This is a genomic window from Nodosilinea sp. LEGE 07088 (assembly GCF_015207395.1).
Taxonomy (GTDB): Bacteria; Cyanobacteriota; Cyanobacteriia; order Phormidesmidales; family Phormidesmidaceae; genus Nodosilinea.
The window spans coordinates 1-18,245 of record NZ_JADEWX010000128.1 but is presented as its reverse complement, the minus strand read 5'-3'; the positions used below and the strand labels follow the sequence as shown (position 1 = coordinate 18,245).

Sequence of the window (18,245 nt, the reverse complement as noted above, 5' to 3'; positions counted from 1 at the left end):
GGTTCGGCTGGGGGCGTCGCCACCTCTTCGCCATAGAGAGGCTTAGGCGGCAGCACCGATAGGCGACCCATAAAGTAGCGGGCCGTAGCCACCCCCGCCATCGACAACAGTATCAGGGCAATGGCAACGCCCAAAATTAGCTTTGAAAGACCAATGAAAAATCCTTTCATGGACGGTAGCGGGCCAGATGAAGGTCTACAGCTTGCTAATGGTACAGCACCCGCGATTAATCGGCATCGGGTAGAGGCGGACGAAATCGTGGATCGAGGCTACTGCGCGAGGCCATGCGGGCTTTGCCTGCCGCGGCCCAGGCCTGAAGGGCCTCAATTTGCTCCTGGGCAGTGCGCGCCAGGGGCACCATTTCGCTGGCAGCGGTGAGAATGTCGTCAGTGGTAAAATCGCGGTTTTGGCTAAAACCGAGGTGCATGGCCTCGACGATCGCCTGCTCGATCTCAGCCCCCGAGAAGTCGGGGGTTTCGTAGGCCAGACGGGCGGTGTCGAAGCTCTTGAGGGTATGGGGCCGCAGGCGGGAGAGGTGCACTTCAAAAATTGCCTGGCGATCGCCCTGGCTGGGCAGCCCCACAAAGAAAATCTCGTCAAAGCGCCCCCGCCGCAGCATCTCGGGAGGTAGGGTCTGAATGTTGTTGGCGGTGGCCACCACAAATACCGGCGAGGTTTTCTCTGCCATCCAGGTGATGAAGGTACCAAAGACACGGCTAGCTGTACCCGCATCGCCCCGACCATCCATCCCGCCAAAGGCTTTATCGATTTCGTCGATCCACAGTACGCAGGGGGCCAGCGCCTCAGCGAGCTGAATCATCTGCCGGGTACGGGCCTCTGACTCGCCCACCAGACCGCCAAACAACCGTCCTACATCCAGCCGCAGCAGAGGCAGGTGCCAGTGGTGGGCGATCGCCTTGGCCGTGAGCGACTTACCTGTTCCTTGAATGCCGATCAGCAGCAGCCCCCGTGGGTGGGGCAGACCATACTGGCGCGCTTTTTCCGAAAAGGCCGCGCCCCGTTTCAACAGCCAGTCTTTGAGGTTGTCGAGCCCACCGATGTCCGAAATCTGCTCGGTGGCGGGGTAGTAGTCGAGAATTTGGGTCTGGCGAATGCTCTGACGCTTTTCTTCGAGAATCAGGTCGAGGTCAGCCGGGATAAAGGCACCATGGTCGGCGATCGCCCTTGCCAGCACCCGCCGAATACGCTCCAGCGACAGCCCTTGACAGGTGCGCACCAGCTCCTCGACCATCCTCCCCGGCAGGTCGGTGTTAGTGGCCGCCAAGAGCTGCTTGACCTCCTGGCGAATAGCGCTGGCATCGGGCAGGGTAAACTCCAGCACCGTCACGATCTCGCTGAGTTCGTCGGGAATCGTGAGCTGGGCCGAGAGAATGATCAGGGTTTTAGGCTGGTTCTTGAGGCGACGGGCCAGATTTCTCAGCTTACGGGAAACCGCGATATCGTCTAAAAACCGATGAAAATCTCGCAGCACAAACACCGCTGGAGCGGTGGCGGGCAGTTTTTCGACCAGCTCTAGCGCCTGGAGCGGATTGCGCTTGCCAAAGCCGGCATCGTTGAGGTTGCCCTGGTAGCCGTCCACAAAATCCCAGGTGTAGAGGGCGCGGTGGCCCTGGGCGGTAGCGCAGACGGCAATATCGGCCTCGGCGCGCTCTTCTTCGGCGGTGGCGATATAGACAATTGGGTAGCGGGCACGAATCAGTAACCCTAGTTCGTCAATAAAGGCCACGGCTAGTCCTCAGGAGCCTGAAATTGCTGCTGCAGCTGGGCCAGGGCTGCCCAGCGGTGATCAATAGGGTTAAGACTAGTGCCCCCCTGCGGCGGAGTCTCGATGCCGGGGCAGTCTTCGTCGCAGATTTGCGGTTGGGGCAGGGCCAGACAAATTTGCTCATAGACCCAGGCCTCAGGGTAAAAGTAGCTGTTGGGAGGCAGCGTCTCGAACAGATCATCCGCCGACACTTCTCGCTCTAGGGGCAGGGTAGCGGGGTCGGGGTCAGGCTCTAGCCAGATCAGTTCTTGGGCCGACAGTCTGATGCGATGGTTATAGGCTTGCAGACAGCGATCGCAGGTCAGCGTCACAATGGTATCTGCCTTGGCCTGCACTTCTAGATAGGTGCCCTGATGAATCACCGTCAGCTCGCCACGCACCGGAGTCAGCGTTTCGAGGTCGGCTAGGTGGGCGTTGAGGTCAACGGTAAAAGTTTTCTCAGCCCGCTGTAGCAGGTTGGGTATGTACACTCGTTCCAATGGTCATACCTCCCATGACTGGCGCTCTTTCTCTATCGTGTGAACCTAGCCATCAGCGTCGTCTCTTTGTTGGCTGGCTGGGCACACCACCAGGCGGCGATCGGGTTCGCGACCCCGACTAAAGGTGGCCAGGCTCTCTTGGGCCGCTAAAAAATGATGCATCTGCCGCCGTTCGGCGGACGAGAGCCCCTGCATTTCATACTCTTCGCCACTGGCTATCACCTGCTCAGCCGCCTCGGCCGCCATCGCCTTAAGCTCTTCTAGGCGTCTAGCTCGGTAGCCCGCCAACTCAATGGTAAAGGCCTGCTGATCATCCTGGCCCTTGCCCAGATTGAGGGTCGTGTTAGCCAGGTACTGAATCGAGTCCAATACTGCTCCACCCTCGCCAATCAGCGCCTGCACCTGCTCGGCAGACAGCGATGCCTCATCAATGGTGAGCCAACAGCTTTCTCCCGACTCGTCTTCAACCGGGTGAGCGCTGACGGTGGAGGGCAGCCCCTGCATACTCAGCAGGGACGTGAGCCAGTTCACTCCAGCAGTAGCAGCATCAATGGCCATGGGCTATGCCTTTTTCTTCTTACTACGTCCGGGCTCAAAGGGCAGAGTCTGGCGGTTATCGTCGGCCTTGGCCTCGGCATCGACAATTTTTTGCAGATTCTCAGGCAGGGGTTCTCGCGAGAGGATGAAGGTTTGCAGGGTCTGAAAGATGTTGGCGATCAACATATACATCAGCACTCCAGCAGGCAGTGGGAAGAACAAGAACATACCTGAAAAGATCAGTGGCGTAAACTTATTGACCGCCGCCTGCTGAGGGTTATCGCTCGTGGCAGACCCCTGCCCAGAAAGTACCTGGTTGAGATAAAGACTGGCCCCAAAACCCAGGATCATGATCAAAATATCCCAGTGGATAGCGCCATCGTCACCCGTGACGCCGATGCGGCCGAGGGCCTTAATAAACAGAAAGCCCTTGTTGGCCGCCAAGCCGGGAGCCTGAACTCGCACAGTTGCCTCGCCGGGGGCTAAAGCCGTGAGGGTGCCATCTTGAGCGACAGCAACGAACTCGGCACCTTTAGTAATTTCCCAACGGGGCTGAAAGCTATCGACATCGTCGTTATATTCAGCGACTAACGATTCAATAGTTTCACCCTCAGCAGTTTGCAGCCGCACATCGGTTTTTTCGCCTACGACCAACTTGTTGCCGCCGGGCAACACTGCTGAGATGGGGAAGTGCGAGCCGTCAGACACGTAGATGGCCTTCGGGGAAGTGCTAAACACCTGGGGCTGAATTTGCGCAATGCTTTCCTGAGGAAAGACCTGCACGTTGACGTCGTAGTTGATATCAGCAAACGGCGACCCCCGCAGGGTGGCAAACAGGGCAAAGAGAATAGGCATCTGCAACAACACAGGGAAGCAGCCCGCCAGCGGATTGCCAAACTCTTTATAAACCCCGCTCATTTCCTCTTGTAGTTTGGTGGGGTTGTCTTTGTAGCGCTCTTGAATTTCTTTGACGCGCTTTTGCATCAGGGGCTGGGCTACCTTCATGCGGCGCATGTTACGAATAGACCCGGCATTGAGGGGATACAGGGCAAACCGAATGACCAGGGTAAGAGCCACAATGGCCAACCCATAGCTGGGCACGATCCCGTAGAAAAAATCTAGGATCGGCAACATGATGTTGTTGGTCAGAAATCCAATTCCAAAATCCATGGGCACTAAAACCCTGCTATAGGGGATACGACTTAACTGCTCAGTTACCTAATCTACCCCATTGCCGGGGAGGCAAGCCGCCCGGAACGGGTGGGATTGCCGTAGTTAGCTTTGGCCAATGGCACCGCTGACGGCCTGGGCGGCGGGAGAGATGCGCTCATTGATGTAGTCATACACCTCGCGGAAGCGGGGCATAGCGCGCAACTCCAGACGGCTGCCATCTTTGAGGGTGACCACCATGTCGCCCCAGAGGCCCAAGCCCCGAGGCACTGTGACAATCTTACTCACTTCGTTGTAAATCAGGTCGGTGCGATCGCGCCCCATCCAGCCGCCAGTGACCGAAATGCGCCGACTGGTAATGCGGTAGCGCAACCATAGGGCGCGGGTGATAGCCCCGACCGTGAGAGGAAGGCAGATGATTGTAAAGCCCAGCAAAATGTTGAGAATTAAATCGCCAATGTGGGGGCCACCCTCGTAGTACACATCCTCACGAATGCCCATGGAGTACCTCTAGCTTGGTGAACAACTGCTCTAATTCTCGCAAAATTTCGCCATATTCGCACTGCACTGCTTCGGGTCGCAGGTTGATCACAACCCAAAGGTTGGGTTTGAGCACGGGTAACAGCTTGCTCATACCCGCCCGCACTTGGCGTTTCAGGCGATTGCGCACCACTGCTCGCCGATGTACCTTTTGGCTCACCACAATGCCAATGCGGGGGGGCGCTTCCTGCGACCCCAGCGGTGCTGACCATACGCGCACAATGAGATGGCCAGAAACCGCCTTTCTGCCCTGTCGATAGACCTGAGAAAATTCCCGCGATCGCCGCAGTCGATTGAGTTTCGGTAGCACTACCCAATTCCTATATCCGCCGATCCTAATATCCACGACAATGACCCTAGGGCCAGTACTAAGCCCCAGGGCCATTCATCTTCTCGTGCTTCTCGTGCTTCTCGTGCTTGATGTGAGCAGCCCGATTAAACGGCGAGCTTAGCCCGACCCTTACGACGACGGGCTTTAATCACGTTTTGGCCGGTGTAGGAGCGCATACGAGCGCGGAACCCGGAAGTTCGCTTCTGCTTGCGGTTGGTGCCCCCTAGGGTGCGCTTGCTCATGGCTTAGCCTCTTTGCCTGATTCTACTTAAAAAGTCACGGTCTAATATCGTAGCACCAACTGGCCCGCACGCCTATTAGCGCTGGTTCGTCTCAGAGGCAACTTCCATCGGCCAGGTGCCGGCATACTGGTCGATCACATCACCCTGATACATCATCCGCAGGTTGAAATAGTGATAGCCGTAGCGACGGGGGTTGCGTACATTGGAGAACACCACTACTACTTCACTGTTGGCGGGAATGGGCTCTGTTGGGATGATTTCGATCCGACCTTCCTCTTCGATCCAGTCGATGGCCTTGGTGGGAATGACTTCACCGCCGCGCCAATCGCCGCTGCGTAGCTCGATCGCATCGGGATCAAACCGCCCGCCGATTTCGGTAAAAGTTTCGGGATACTCAATTTCAAGGGAGATGACATCGCGCGGCAGCTTATTGCGCAGAATATTTAGGTAGTAGCGGGCGTTGGTGCTGAAGGGATAGTTGAAATCGATGAAGTAGGGCAGCCGAAACTCAGCCTCTACGCCACCAAAGATGGTGAGCCCGCTCTGGGCCTGGGTGGGCTGGGGCAGCGCGGTACTCAGCCCGACGACGGCGGCCACGGTGGCCAGACCTAACGTGACGTACTTGAGAGATTGCTTCAGGGATGTCATGGTATACCTCCAATGGAAACTGTCTGGCCGGGTAGCTTGGGGCAACCAATCTAGGCCACCCATTACCATAGACCCATGCACCCGATTAGAGCGGCCTAGCTTGTGCCAGTGATTTAACCGGGCTGGGTAGGCATTGGGCGATCGCGACCGAGTCTGGGGCCAGATGCCCAATACCGCCCCAATCCTACCACTTTGCTTTTGTGCTATTGCCATTGGCCAACAGGGCTCAGTCGTTGGCAGGGTGACTTGCTCCTGCCCAGTCGGGCTAGTCGCCGTCATCGTCGATGATGGCGTTGCGATCGAGCAGTAGCAGGTTGCGCAGTTGGTCGGTGTCGAACTCGGTCAGCCATCCCTCCCCGGCACTGACCACCTGTTCAGAGAGGGCTTTCTTGCTCTCGATCATCTCGTGAATGCGCTCCTCTAGGGTGCCGGTGGTGACGAACTTGTGCACCTGCACATTGCGGGTCTGACCGATGCGAAAGGCGCGATCGGTAGCTTGATTCTCGATTGCCGGGTTCCACCAGCGATCGTAGTGGAAGACGTGGTTGGCACGGGTGAGGTTGAGCCCCACCCCCCCGGCCTTGAGCGAGAGAATGAACAGTCGCGGGGCAGCGGGGTCGTTCTGAAAGCGATCGACCATGGCCTCGCGCTGGTTTTTAGTGGTGCTGCCGTAGAGGAATAGGGCCTCTTGCCCCAAAAACGACTGCAGGTGCCGCTGCAGCAGCTTGCCCCACTCGGCAAACTGGGTGAAGATCAGAGCGCGATCGTCCTCGGCAATCAGCTCTTCGAGCATTTCGTCGAGGCGCTGTAGCTTGCCCGATCGCCCCTTCAGCCCCAGACTGGGTTCCTGCAAAAACTGGGCCGGGTGGTTGCAGATCTGCTTGAGCTTGGTCAGCAGGGCGAGAATCTGCCCCTTGCGCTGCACCCCGGTGGCGTCATCGAGGGTAGCGAGGGCCCGATCGACGGTCTGCTGATAGAGGTTGGCCTGTTCGGCAGACATACCGCAGAACACCGTCATTTCTTGCTTCTCGGGCAGGTCTTGAATGATGGTGCGATCGGTCTTCAGCCGCCTGAGAATAAAGGGCTGCACCAGCCCCTTCAGCGCTCGCAGAGAAGCGGTATCGCCGTAGCGCTCGATCGGAGTGGCAAAGCGCCGCTGAAAGAAGTTTTTGGGGCCCAGGTAGCCGGGGTTGAGAAAGTCCATAATCGACCACAGCTCACCCAGGCGGTTTTCAACCGGGGTGCCGGTCAGGGCGACCCGAAACTGAGCCTCGATCTGGCGCACCGCCTTGGACTGCTTGGCATCGGAGTTTTTAATGTTTTGGGCCTCATCGAGCACCAGGCACTGCCAGTTGACGGCTTGCAGCGACTTGAGATCGCGGTAGACCAGGGCATAGCTGGTAATCACCAGATGTTGGCCCTGGGCGGCGTTGGCAAAGGTGCTGCCCTTGGCCCGGCGATCGCCGTGGTGTAATAGAGTCTTGAGCTTGGGGGCAAACCGCTTGACCTCTTTCTCCCAGTTGCCGAGTACCGAGGTGGGGCAGACCAACAGCACCGGACTGTCTAGCCAGCCGTTGTCTTGTAGGTAAAGCAAGAAGGCAATCAGCTGAATGGTTTTGCCCAGGCCCATGTCGTCGGCTAAACAGGCTCCTAATCCCCACTGTTCTAAAAAGGCCAGCCACGATACCCCCCGCGCCTGATAGGGCCGCAACTGCCCCTTGAACCCGCTGGGGGCCTCCATCTCACCCAGGGTTTGGTTGCCGGTGGTCAGGGTTTCGATTAGGGTTTGCAGAGCCCCAGTGGCCTCAAAGCTCACCACCGGCAGCTTGTCGATCAGCTGGGTATCGCCAGTGCTGATGCGCAGGGCATCTTCCACCGAGAGCGGGGTCGCTGTCTTTTGCCCGGCCAAAAACTGCCGCGCCGCCTTCACATCCTGGGGCTTGAGCTCGACCCAGCGGTTGTTGATTTCCACCAGGGGTGAGCCCTGGTTGATCAACTGCTCAAACTCCTCGGCAGATAGGGTCTCGCCTGCGATCGAGAGTTCCCAACGAAAGTTGAGCAGGCTCTTGAGCCCTAGACGCTGGCGCTGCCGCTGGGGTGGCACCTCGGCATGCACCTTCAGGCCCAGCCGTTCGGCCTCGGCGGTGGCATCTGGGGCTAATCCTGGCGGTAGCTCGACTTCAACCCCATTGTCTTGGAGCTGCCAGGCAGCCGCCTTGACGAACTGATAGGCCTGGATCGGGTCGAGCTCGCAGTGGGTCGGATGCTGCTGATGTAGACTTTCGCGAATGGGGTCGTAGAACCGGGCGGCCCGACCTAGAGCGGCCAACAGGGTCTCTTGGGGTGCCTCGAGGGTGTATCCCTGGTGGTGTAGCTCGGCTACGGGCTGCTGCCAGATCGGCTCCGCCCCCAATCGCCAGTCGGGGTTGGCCGTAGACTGCAGCTGATACCGAAGCTGCCAGGCCTGGTCAAGGGTGGGCGGTGGCTGCAGCACTAGCCGGAGGCGAAACTGGGCGGCGGGGTCTCCGGCTAGGGTCTGAAGGGGGGATGTCCAAGTAGTGAGGGCCTCTTTGAGCCGGGCAGCGCTGGCGGCGCTGGCTTCTAGGATCGCGCTTGGTTGGCTGAGGGCTTGCAGCCAGGCCTGGAGGGGTAACTCCTTGCCTAGGTTGGCTAACCCATTGGAGGGCTGACTTTGGGCAGCCTGACGCACCTCGTAATCGATGAGGGTAGCTAAAAATGACAGCAGTAGGGGCGGCGGATCGAGCAGGGGTGAGCCGCAGGCGAGGGTAGGCGATCCCTGGGTTAGAGCCGGGAGATGGGTACGACAAACCAGCGGCATTATTTTGGCAAAGTGGCGCAGCCGCTCTTGGTCAGGGGCACTGTCGAGCAGGGGTTGCCAAGTGGCCGCTAGGATTTGGCTGGTCAGCTTAAGATCGGGCAAAAATTTGCCCCGAGCCAGCAGGTTGAGGCCCCAACGGGTGACATGCCCCCAGTAACGCAGGTCGGCCCCGATCGCCCCTGAGGCCGTTACGGCATGCTGACCCAGGGGCAACGCCAGCAGAATCGGCAAGAAATCAGCGGCGTCAAGGTGCCAACCCGGCACTCGCCAGGGATGCAGTACGGTTTCAGCCCCAGGGTCTGACTCTGAATTTGGCGCTGCATCGACCTGGACTGACGGCACCGGCACCAGGGCCGATGGCGTAATTTGGGCCGGCAGGGGGAGCCATAACTCTCCCCAGGCAGGCCCAGCCACTCCTCGCTGGGCTGCTTTAGGACTCCGTTCTCGGCGGTTTCCGCCCTCCTTAGTAGCACCTTTGCCAGGGGCAGTCTCGGTCAGCAGCGTCGGAAACGGCCCGGCGGTTGATGAATCGGCCCGCCCCATAAGTTGCTTTTGCACCCCCGCTAGCACCCCTGCCAGCTCGGCCTGGGGCAGCGCATAGGGATAGGAATGCAGGGTTTCCCAGGGGTTGAGCCCTGCGGCCGGCAGCGGTTGCCAAGACTCGGCCCAGAGAAAGAGCCGCTGCGCTTCGGGAACCCAGTTGACGTGTAGTATTGCCATTGCCCTGTGTCTACGACTCGCTCAAAGAATGGAATGCCTAGGCACAGACAGATTGAGTATGACCGCACGCTTAACCCAGGCCCAAATCCGGAGGGTCTATAGGCGGGTAACCCCATGCCCGAAGCACCTGAACCCGGTTTGCTCCTGGTGTGCAGAAAACCTGCTTAATGTGCTTATCTTACTCCCTTCAATGGGCGCTAAGGGTGCTAACTGTGTATTTACCCTAAACCCTTATCGGTATTCCATGATCACAGGGGTATGATCGCTGGGTTTTTCCCAGCGGCGGGGTTCGATGTCGATGGTGCAGCTGAGGGCGCGATCGCCCAGAGCCGCCGACAAATAATGGTGATCGATGCGCCAGCCCATATTGCGCCGAAAGGCGGCGGTGCGGTAGTCCCACCAGCTAAAGTGACCCCCTTCGTCGGTAAAGAGGCGAAAGCCATCCCTAAGGCCAAGAGCTAAGACCGTTCTCAAAGTTTCTCGCTCCGTGGGAGACGACATGATGTGCGTCTCTTTGCCCTCGGGGTTGTAGATATCTTTATCTTCTAAAGCGATATTGAAATCGCCACAGACGTTCAAGTTGGGATACTTCACCAGCAGTGCTGCCAGGTACTCTTTTAGGCAAGCCAGCCACCGCAGCTTATATTCGTACTTGTCGCTGCCGATGGAACTGCCGTTGGGCACGTAAAGATTGACGATATAAATGTCACCGTAGAGCCCGGCAATCACGCGCTTTTGCTCGTCTAAGTCGCCCACACGATCGGCTCCCAGTACCGGCGTAAACCCGCACTGAACAGCCTCTAGAGGCTGCCGACTGAGCAGGGCTACGCCGTTATACGACTTCTGCCCATGGATGTAGGCGTTATAGCCCAGGGCCTCAAAGGGAGCCACTGGAAAATCGTCGTTGACGACCTTGGTTTCTTGCAGGCACAGCACGTCTACCGGATTGCTTTGCAGCCACTGGGTCGCATGGTCGAGGCGCGATCGAATCGAGTTAACATTCCAGGTGGCAACTTTCATAGGCGGTACGTAAGGTGAATAGATAAGGTCACAGTGTTCTAGCTTAAAGGGCTGACTGCCCTGAAGGATCGCCCCAATGCCGCCAGAACCACCCCTGGAAGGAAAAGCCCTGGTCAAAGAAGTGTGCCGCCGCATTCGGTTTTCGGGTTGTCTGCGCTTCCTCGTGGGGTCTTGAGTAGCCCTTTTCTCTTTTGCCCTCTTGCTCTTTACACTTCTTGATCTTTATTCTTACGCGCAGCGCGCGTCAAAATTTTTTGCGGTTTCGATCGGCTGTCAGGGGTGCTGTAATGCCAAATCTGAATTCAAAAACCCCGATTCAAATCAAAAACCCCGATTCAAACCAGGAATCCCGTAGGGGCATTGCAGTGCAATGCCCCTACCAAGCTGGGGGTATGCCAAAAACCTGAACCGGTCACTTTGGTAGGTACGCCGAAAATTTGGCCGGTTCTTTTAACATAAGGATGAGCTACACCCCTGGCTGACTAACAAAACTCCTGAAACCCTTGTCCTGACGTAGAAACTATCTCTGGTGTTGGGTTACGCTTCGCTCAACGCCAATCTACACAACAACTGCCTCCAATCAAAGGACGCGATCGCGATGCGTAAGATGTCTTTCGGTAACAACGGCGAGCTAGTCAGCAATTATATTGATTGGGAAGCCATGCTGAGTCAGTTTCTCAACTGGTATCGCCATGAGAACTGTTCTGACTGGATGGCAGAGTATCGTATCAAAGTTGTGCCCGATGCCGAATACTATGGGACTTGGTACATCGAATCGGCCATTATCGGCAATAGCCAGCGTCTGACTCGCAATGAAGCCTTACAAATTGTGTATGGCTATGAGAGTCAGTCTGCCCCAGACACAACAAATCTCGACTTACTGCAATTTGCGTCACACTTGATGCATGACCGATGGCCTCAATTAGGGCCATCGCCCGAACATGGAGGGCCAAGAGGAGGCGATCGCTAATGGCAACAACGACGCTCCCTCTGCTTGTGTGATCCAGCCATTGACTGTTTGAAGATAGCGAAGATTTGCTATGAACTGATACAGATCTGATACAGATCTGGCTAGGCGACTAACAAAGCCCTAGCGATCGCGGTACAGCAGATCCCCCAGCAGGTCTTCTAAGCTGCCGTGGCGGCCAAACTCCAGTTCTTCAAAGTCGTCAGCCTGCCTACTGCTGGGGTAGCGGGTGGCCTCGTAGCCTTTCTGGGCCTGTTGCCAGTGGGCACCGTAGCGGTCGTAGTGGCGGCGTTTTGTTGTGTCTGAGAGCACTTCGTAGGCTTCATTCAAGACTTTAAATCGCTCTGCGGCGGCCTCATCCTCGGGGTTGAGATCGGGATGAAGCTGACGGGCGAGTTGACGATAAGCCTGTTTGATCGCCGTTAGGCTGGCCTGGCGGCTAACCTTTAAGACCGCATAGTAATCAGTGGAGTCTGGGGGGATAGGCATTGTACGGAGCTATGGCTTGGGGGCAGCGCCATCATGGCTCCCTCTCCCAAATTCTACAACCACCGACCGGTGCAGCCATCGAATTGAACCTTTGCGAGCCAGTTAATGGGTGATAATACCCCTGCAAACAGGCGATCGCGACAACACAGGATGCTATGCTCTCTTTTTCTAACTTGCCGAGATGGGCGATCGCAGCCCTGGCCTTCCCGCTCATCTGCCTCAATGGCTGGCTGCTGTATTGGCTGGGGGGGCTGCTGCAACCCATCACCAGCATTGCAATTACGGCTACCCTGGTTGCCTTCTTACTCGACTACCCCATCGACTGGTTAGAAAAACAGAGCATGAGTCGAGCCTTAGCCGTGGCGCTAGTGGTGCTGTTGGCCGTCGGTGTGATCACCATTCTGGTGGTCTTTTTGGGGCCGCTGCTGTGGCAGCAGCTCAACGACTTTGCCGATCGCCTACCCCGTTGGATTGATAAGGCTAAAACTGAGCTGCTGCTGCTAGAGCAGCGCACCTTTTTTCAAAACCTGCCCTTCGACCTCGACCAGTTGACGGTAGAAGCCGCCAACCAGCTCTCCAGTGGTCTGCAATTAGCTACCAGCCAGGCCCTGAATCTGGCTCTCGGCACCATTGATAAAACCGTCAACCTGTTGGTTACCTTGATCCTCACTATTTTGTTAGTGATCAATGGCGAACCGCTCTGGCGCGGTCTGCTGGGCTGGCTACCCAAGCAGTGGCAAAGCCGCATTCGCGACTCTCTCCAACCCAGCTTTCAGGGCTATTTTTCGGGTCAGGCGACCCTGGCCCTGATTTTGGCGGTGGCCCAGTCGATCGCCTTCATCGTGCTCGATGTGCCCTTTGGCCTGCTGTTTGGTCTCACCATTGGCCTGTTTAGCGTGATTCCCTTTGGGGGTACGGTGGCGGTGCTGGTGGTCAGCACCCTGCTGGTGTTTCAAAACCTGTGGCTGGGGCTGAAGGTGCTGGGGGTGGCCATTGTGCTGGGCCAAATCAACGATAATTTGGTGGCCCCTCGCCTGATGGGGGGCATTACCGGGCTCAACCCGGCGGTGATTATTCTGGCGTTGCTGATCGGGGCAAAGTTTGCGGGTTTCTTAGGGCTGCTGTTAGCTGTACCCACGGCCAGCTTTATCAAAAAGATTGCCGACGTCGCCCGAGAACCCGGCCTAGAAAAAGTCAGAGCAACGGCCCTAGAAGCTCCGTTGGAGTAGCCTTAAACGCCTGAGAGCAAGGGTCGGAGCCGTTTCTAAGGGTAAGCCAAAGCGAAGTCTGGCTCACCCCAGGTGAACGGCTAAACGCTTTGGGCGAGAGGTGCTGGCGCTAGGCCGCCAAAACGGCGCTGGCGATTTTGATACCATTGCAACGCCTGGTGAAAGGCGGCGCGATCGAAATCTGGCCAGAGCAGGTCGGTAAAGTACAACTCGGTATAGGCCAGCTGCCAGGGCAAAAAGTTGCTCAGCCGCTGCTCACCACTGGTGCGAATCAGCAGATCGGGGTCGGGCAGGGGATGGGTGCATAGGGCGTGGGTTAGGGCCTCTTCATTGATTTGGTCAGGGGTTAGGGCACCGCAGGCCACCTGCTGGGCAATGTAGCGGGTGGCCTCCACCAGTTCTTGCCGTCCCCCGTAGTTGACCGCTACGTTAAACTGCACGCCTGGATTATGGCGGGTGACAGCCATTGCGTCTTGCATCAGCGTTTGCAGTGACTCGGGTAGAGGCGATAGGTCGCCCAAAAATCGCAGCCGCACTCCGTGGCGCTGCATCTCAGTCAGTTCACGGCGCAGCAGGCGGTCAAACAGCCGCATCAAAAAGGTGACTTCTGACCTGGGGCGTCGCCAGTTCTCGGTAGAAAAGGCATACACCGTCAGGACCGGAATGCCCCAGTCTTTGCAGCAGCGGACTAAATTTTTTATGGTTTTAGCTCCCTGGCGGTGACCCGCGATGCGGGGTAGCCCTCGTTCGGTGGCCCAGCGTCCATTGCCATCCATAATCACTGCGATGTGAGCGGGCAGAGCCTCGGGGTGTAGATCGGCAGGCAGTGTGGACAAATCATAGGCTTGAGTCACTGTAGAGTTCTCCTTATAAATAAATAATTACGCCGTAGATAATTACGTCGTATTGAAACCGCTTAGATCAAAACTGCTAGGCGTTTAGCCCTAAACCACACCAAATCTTGAGATAGGTCATAGAACTTGTGAATGATTCTTGTCTATGCCTCGATTCAATGCTGGGTTTGGGTTAGACGGTTGCTGTTATAGCTCTATGGGAGGTTTGTCTAGGTAGCCTGGGGGCAATGGCCATACCACCGTCGCCGTCCAGTCTTGGCTATAGGCGGTTAGCACTGTCCTGAACCAATTGGTCAGCGTTATAATTTCCGCCCGGGCGATCGCCCAACAAGGCTTCTAAATAGGATGGCGTCAGGGATTGATCCCAGTGCCACAACACCCGCATCACCTGGTCAAAACTATATAAAAAGGTGAGCTGATGACTTACATGCCACTGGCCCCAGGCCAACTCCTGGGTCATGCGGCGGAGGGTGTGCAGCAAGCTGCCCTGGAGGCCAGGCTGTCGCCACTTCCTCACCGTTGCCTGGGTTAGGGTACTGGCGATGGTGCCCAGGTTGGTCTGGGGATAGGCCCAGCGGCCAAACCCCCAAAACTTAGTCATGTGATTGATTTCATCGATTAGCAGCTCACCCAGCACTGCCTGCAATGGGCCAGTGGTGTAGGCCATCATCCATAGGTAAAGGCAGGTGGCACCGTACTCGGTGGCAATGCGGTGCAGTCCATGGCGATAGAGGTCGGCACGGGGGGCGCCGCTGGAGGTGTAGGGCCTGGCAGCGTAGGGGACTAGGACCGGCTTTTTACCCGCAAGCTGTTTGTAAATGGCGATTAACGCTGGCGTGTGACGTTTTTCTTCAAGTTCCCAGAGCCCCGGGCTGGTCGTTTGTCCGGCAGCATCGACAGTGCCCCCTACAAACCTCGCCATCCGCGGATAGTAGTGGGTGAGGTACTGACGGCTGGCCTGGGTGTAGCCGTGAATTGGGGCTTCAGTATTGATGGTGCCTTGCAAAATTGCGCAGAAGGTCTCGACCGAAATACCGCTGATTTGGTCAGCGGCGATCGCATTCCAGCGCAGAGAGCTCCAGGGGCGAGGTTTGGGACAGTGGAACTGCTGGGGCAATTCGGCAATGCGATCGCGCAAATGCTCCACGGTTATATATCGACGAGTGAGCCGTTCAACCCGCTGCTTAATATAGATGGGCCCTAAATCAGGCAGCCAGCGACCAGCCAAATCCTCTTCCCCATGAGACAAAATTGGCAGGGTTGTGATTGAAGTCATATTTGATACCTGTTGCCAGCGCTATAGTTGGGTAGCTTCACCGTAGCCTTGGGCCTGCCCAGCGTCAGTCGGGTCGGGTCGGTCGATAGGCCCACCGCCAAGACCCCGGAGGTCGGAAAAAGGCGGAATCCGCAGACCCAGGGGTGAAGGAAACTGTAATCTCGGCTAGAGTGGTGGCCGTAGGGGATACACACAGCTATGGCATCAGATGCGATAGAACTGGCAGATCGGCTTGTTTTCACCGTCACTGGACGGCATTTAAACGATTTGCAGCGCACCATTCTGCGCCAGGTGTGGCAAGGGCAAAAATACCTCGATATCGCCAACGCCGCCGGATACACCGAGGGCCATATTAAAGATGTGGCCTATCAGATGTGGCGATTGCTGTCGCGCGTAACCGGCGAGAAGGTGACAAAATCTACGCTCAAGTCGGCCCTGAAGCGATCGCTGCTGAAAATGGGGATTGATGTGTCGGGTGGGACCCTGTCCATTGCCGTGGGAGAGACCTCACCCCCGGCCAAAACGTTGCTGTTCCCCGCCCATAGTCAGGCCACTTCAGCATCGCAGAGCCCTGCAATCGTCGCCCGCGCCCTGGGCGAGCAGATGGTGCCAGTGGCACTGAGTCGTTTGTCTACTACCGCCCCATCTCTAGAGCCACTTGACCCGCTAGAGCATCACATCGCCGCTGAATCAGCCCAATTGGGACTGGTGGGTCGCCAGGGCGCGATCGCCCACCTCAACCAACTGATCACCGAGGGCCATCGCACCATTTTGATCCAGGGCGAAGGGGGGCTGGGCAAGACCACCCTGGCTCAGCACTTTCTGACCCAGCAGGCGCTCACCCAGCCGCCGGTCGATCTCACCCTAGAGCTGTTGATGGCCCAGGATCCCGCCGACATCACTCCGGTGGAATGGGTGGTAGAAGAATGGCTGCGCCAAGACTTTGGTGTAGAACCGGGGCGACAGTTTGGCGTCACCCTCGATCGCCTGCGGCGGCAGCTGCGGCAGCGCTCGGTGGCGGTGCTCATCGACAACCTAGAGCCAGCCCTCGATGCCCAGGGGCGGTTTATCACGCCCCATCGCCGCTATGTGGAGCTGCTGCGGGTTTTGGCCGATAGCCGGGGCCAAACCCTGACGCTGATGACCAGCCGCGATCGCCTCTGCGAACCGGGCCTGCCCATTGCCCATTACCGACTGCCTGGCCTGGGTCTGGCTGCCTGGGCTACCTACTTTAATCATCGGGGTATCGCTGATAACGGCAGCAGTTTGCCAGCGATGCACAGCGCCTACGGCGGCAATGCCAAGGCGATGGAAATCTTGGCCGGGGCAGTGCAGGCCGATTTTGAAGGCAGCTTGGCCACCTACTGGCAGGCCCACAGTCAAGATTTGCTCGGGCCTATCGATCTCAAGAACCTGGTCGAAAGTCAGATTTACCGCCTCAAGGCCCTAGACCCCGAGGCTTACCAGCTATTCTGCCGACTCGGGGTCTACCGCTATCAAGAGGTGCCAACGATTTCCCAAGCCGCAGTGGATTGCCTCATGGGCGACATTCCGGCCCAGCGCCACCCGGCAATCGTCACCTCCTTGAGAAATCGATCGCTCTTAGAGTGTCGTCAGGGGCGCTACTGGCTGCACCCCGTTGTGCGGGCCGGAGCGCTGGCTCAACTCAGTGCCACCCCGGCATTCGCTACGGAGTGGGAATCGGCCCACCGGGCGGCGGCCCAGTGCTGGAGCGACAGCATTCGGCAGATTGGCACTCTCGAAGATGCGCGGCAAGCGCTAGAAGCCTACTACCACTACGTCGCCATTCAAGACTACGACGCGACAGCGCGGGTGATTTTGCACAGCCGCGACAACCAGTGGCAGCAATTTTTACCCCTGGGCAGCACCCTTTACCGCATGGGCCTGGTGCAGCCAGTCACCGACGCGATCACCGCTATCCTCGACCACATTCCAGCGCAGAATGCCGATGCCAGCGAGCTATCCAACATCTTGGGCGACCTGTACTGGATTCAGGGCCGATTGCAGGACGCGATCGCCTGCCAACAAAATGCGATCGCCATCGCCCAAAGCTGCCTCCAGACCGAAATCCCTGATGCCACGACCCATCGCTGGTACTACCTGACCATGCTGGTGGTCGATTCTCAGCTCAGCCTTGGCCTTTACCATCTAGATCTGTGGAATCTGGATACGGCGGCAACCTGGTTGCACCAGGTGATCGCTACCGCCACCGGCACCCGCCATCAACCCTGGGCCGACAAAGCCACCACCTGTCTAGCGTTAGTGCTGGCCTACCAGGAGCAGGGGGAAGCGGCAAAATCCTTGGCTGATTCGGTCATTGAGCAAGTGCGAGGGCGAGGCCAAAGCGGTCGTCACGCGTTTTTTGTGCAGCTCTTAGGTCACACCTATCTGCACCTGGGGCATCTCGACACGGCAGAATTGCTGTTCCAGACCGCTATTCAGGCAGCGGAGACGGGCCACTATTTACAAATTAAGGCCAATGCCCTGGTGGGTTTGGGACGCTTGAAGCGTCAGCGAGGAGATTTGCCAGGGGCGGTAGACGACTGCCAGACTGCGATCGCGCTGCTGGAGGAAGTCGGTGCCCACTGCGATCTGGCCGCCGCCCACCTCCAGTACGGGCTAACTTTGTCTGACCTAGCCACCTATGCTGCTGAAGCCGAATCTCACCTGCACAGAGCCCTGGACTTGTTTCAGGCGATCCCCGCTCCCGAGCAGATCGCCAGGGCTAGACAAGCCTGGAACCAGCGACAAGTTCATAACGTAGATCGCCACCCAGCCTGACCAGGCCTTAGTCTTGTAACGATTTTAGCCCTGATTTTGGAAGTATCTATCTCAGGATTGTTTACAAACTGCAACATTGTCGTTAATATAGTGACATACATACCCGCTTGTCCCTTGTGGATAGGCACCCAGCAAACCTAACTCGCAATTATCTAAATCATGACAACGACTCTACAAAGACAGCAATCTGCCTCCCTGTGGGAGCAGTTTTGCCAGTGGGTCACCAGCACCGAGAACCGCCTGTATGTGGGCTGGTTCGGCGTGTTGATGATTCCCACCCTGCTGGCTGCGACCGCCTGCTTCGTGATCGCCTTCA

The 18,245-nt window shown here is 57.5% G+C and carries 16 protein-coding genes and 1 pseudogene; 4 read left to right on the top strand and 13 right to left on the bottom strand.

Annotation, left to right across the window (positions count from 1 at the left end):
• Nucleotides 1-226: 226 nt before the first annotated feature.
• The 10 genes from IQ254_RS22210 to xth all read right to left on the bottom strand — a co-directional run bounded on the left by IQ254_RS22210 (nt 227) and on the right by xth (nt 10,312).
• Nucleotides 227-1,747 carry an AAA family ATPase gene (locus IQ254_RS22210; RefSeq protein ID WP_193968340.1) on the bottom strand — a complete coding sequence of 507 codons (1,521 nt, stop codon included), beginning with the start codon at nt 1,745-1,747 and terminating at the stop codon, nt 227-229.
• Between the two features lie 2 nt (nt 1,748-1,749).
• Nucleotides 1,750-2,256, bottom strand: a complete 507-nt coding sequence (locus tag IQ254_RS22205) for a YceD family protein (protein ID WP_313887530.1) — start codon at nt 2,254-2,256, stop codon at nt 1,750-1,752.
• A gap of 54 nt (nt 2,257-2,310) precedes the next feature.
• Nucleotides 2,311-2,823 carry a R3H domain-containing nucleic acid-binding protein gene (locus tag IQ254_RS22200; protein WP_193968338.1) on the bottom strand — a complete coding sequence of 171 codons (513 nt, stop codon included), beginning with the start codon at nt 2,821-2,823 and terminating at the stop codon, nt 2,311-2,313.
• 3 nt (nt 2,824-2,826) lie between these two features.
• Nucleotides 2,827-3,972, bottom strand: coding sequence for a membrane protein insertase YidC (yidC, locus tag IQ254_RS22195; protein WP_193968337.1), 1,146 nt, complete (start codon nt 3,970-3,972; stop codon nt 2,827-2,829).
• A gap of 105 nt (nt 3,973-4,077) precedes the next feature.
• Nucleotides 4,078-4,473, bottom strand: coding sequence for a PH domain-containing protein (locus IQ254_RS22190; RefSeq protein WP_193968336.1), 396 nt, complete (start codon nt 4,471-4,473; stop codon nt 4,078-4,080).
• Nucleotides 4,460-4,822, bottom strand: coding sequence for a ribonuclease P protein component (rnpA, locus tag IQ254_RS22185; RefSeq protein ID WP_193968335.1), 363 nt, complete (start codon nt 4,820-4,822; stop codon nt 4,460-4,462). Before rnpA ends, IQ254_RS22190 begins: the two co-directional genes overlap by 14 nt.
• Before the next feature lie 125 nt (nt 4,823-4,947).
• On the bottom strand, nt 4,948-5,085 hold the full coding sequence (rpmH, locus tag IQ254_RS22180) for a 50S ribosomal protein L34 (RefSeq protein WP_193968334.1): 138 nt from the start codon (nt 5,083-5,085) through the stop codon (nt 4,948-4,950).
• 75 nt (nt 5,086-5,160) lie between these two features.
• A complete protein-coding gene (locus IQ254_RS22175; RefSeq protein WP_193968333.1) occupies nt 5,161-5,733 on the bottom strand; it encodes a DUF2808 domain-containing protein in 573 nt (190 codons plus the stop codon).
• A gap of 265 nt (nt 5,734-5,998) precedes the next feature.
• Nucleotides 5,999-9,292 carry a DEAD/DEAH box helicase gene (locus tag IQ254_RS22170; protein ID WP_193968332.1) on the bottom strand — a complete coding sequence of 1,098 codons (3,294 nt, stop codon included), beginning with the start codon at nt 9,290-9,292 and terminating at the stop codon, nt 5,999-6,001.
• Between the two features lie 231 nt (nt 9,293-9,523).
• Entirely contained in the window at nt 9,524-10,312 is a 789-nt protein-coding gene (xth, locus tag IQ254_RS22165) for an exodeoxyribonuclease III (RefSeq protein WP_193968331.1), read from the bottom strand.
• A 598-nt stretch (nt 10,313-10,910) separates the two neighbouring features.
• Here xth and IQ254_RS22160 point away from each other — a divergent pair.
• Nucleotides 10,911-11,282, top strand: a complete 372-nt coding sequence (locus IQ254_RS22160) for a hypothetical protein (RefSeq protein ID WP_193968330.1) — start codon at nt 10,911-10,913, stop codon at nt 11,280-11,282.
• A gap of 120 nt (nt 11,283-11,402) precedes the next feature.
• On the opposite strand, the gene IQ254_RS32665 is transcribed toward IQ254_RS22160, so the two are convergent.
• Nucleotides 11,403-11,768, bottom strand: coding sequence for a DnaJ domain-containing protein (locus IQ254_RS32665; RefSeq protein ID WP_193968329.1), 366 nt, complete (start codon nt 11,766-11,768; stop codon nt 11,403-11,405).
• Nucleotides 11,769-11,923: 155 nt separating this feature from the next.
• Here IQ254_RS32665 and IQ254_RS22150 point away from each other — a divergent pair, with 155 nt between their 5' ends.
• Nucleotides 11,924-12,997, top strand: coding sequence for an AI-2E family transporter (locus tag IQ254_RS22150; protein ID WP_193968328.1), 1,074 nt, complete (start codon nt 11,924-11,926; stop codon nt 12,995-12,997).
• An 80-nt stretch (nt 12,998-13,077) separates the two neighbouring features.
• Here the strand turns inward: IQ254_RS22150 and IQ254_RS22145 are convergent, their stop codons facing one another.
• Entirely contained in the window at nt 13,078-13,851 is a 774-nt protein-coding gene (locus tag IQ254_RS22145) for an isoprenyl transferase (protein ID WP_193968327.1), read from the bottom strand.
• 259 nt (nt 13,852-14,110) lie between these two features.
• Entirely contained in the window at nt 14,111-15,127 is a 1,017-nt protein-coding gene (locus IQ254_RS22140) for a ferritin-like domain-containing protein (protein WP_193968326.1), read from the bottom strand.
• Nucleotides 15,128-15,325: 198 nt separating this feature from the next.
• On the opposite strand from IQ254_RS22140, the gene IQ254_RS22135 reads away from it, so the two are divergent.
• Entirely contained in the window at nt 15,326-17,929 is a 2,604-nt protein-coding gene (locus IQ254_RS22135) for a lipopolysaccharide assembly protein LapB (protein WP_193968325.1), read from the top strand.
• Between the two features lie 159 nt (nt 17,930-18,088).
• Nucleotides 18,089-18,245 (top strand): annotated as a pseudogene (locus IQ254_RS22130) (photosystem II q(b) protein); the annotation flags it as partial.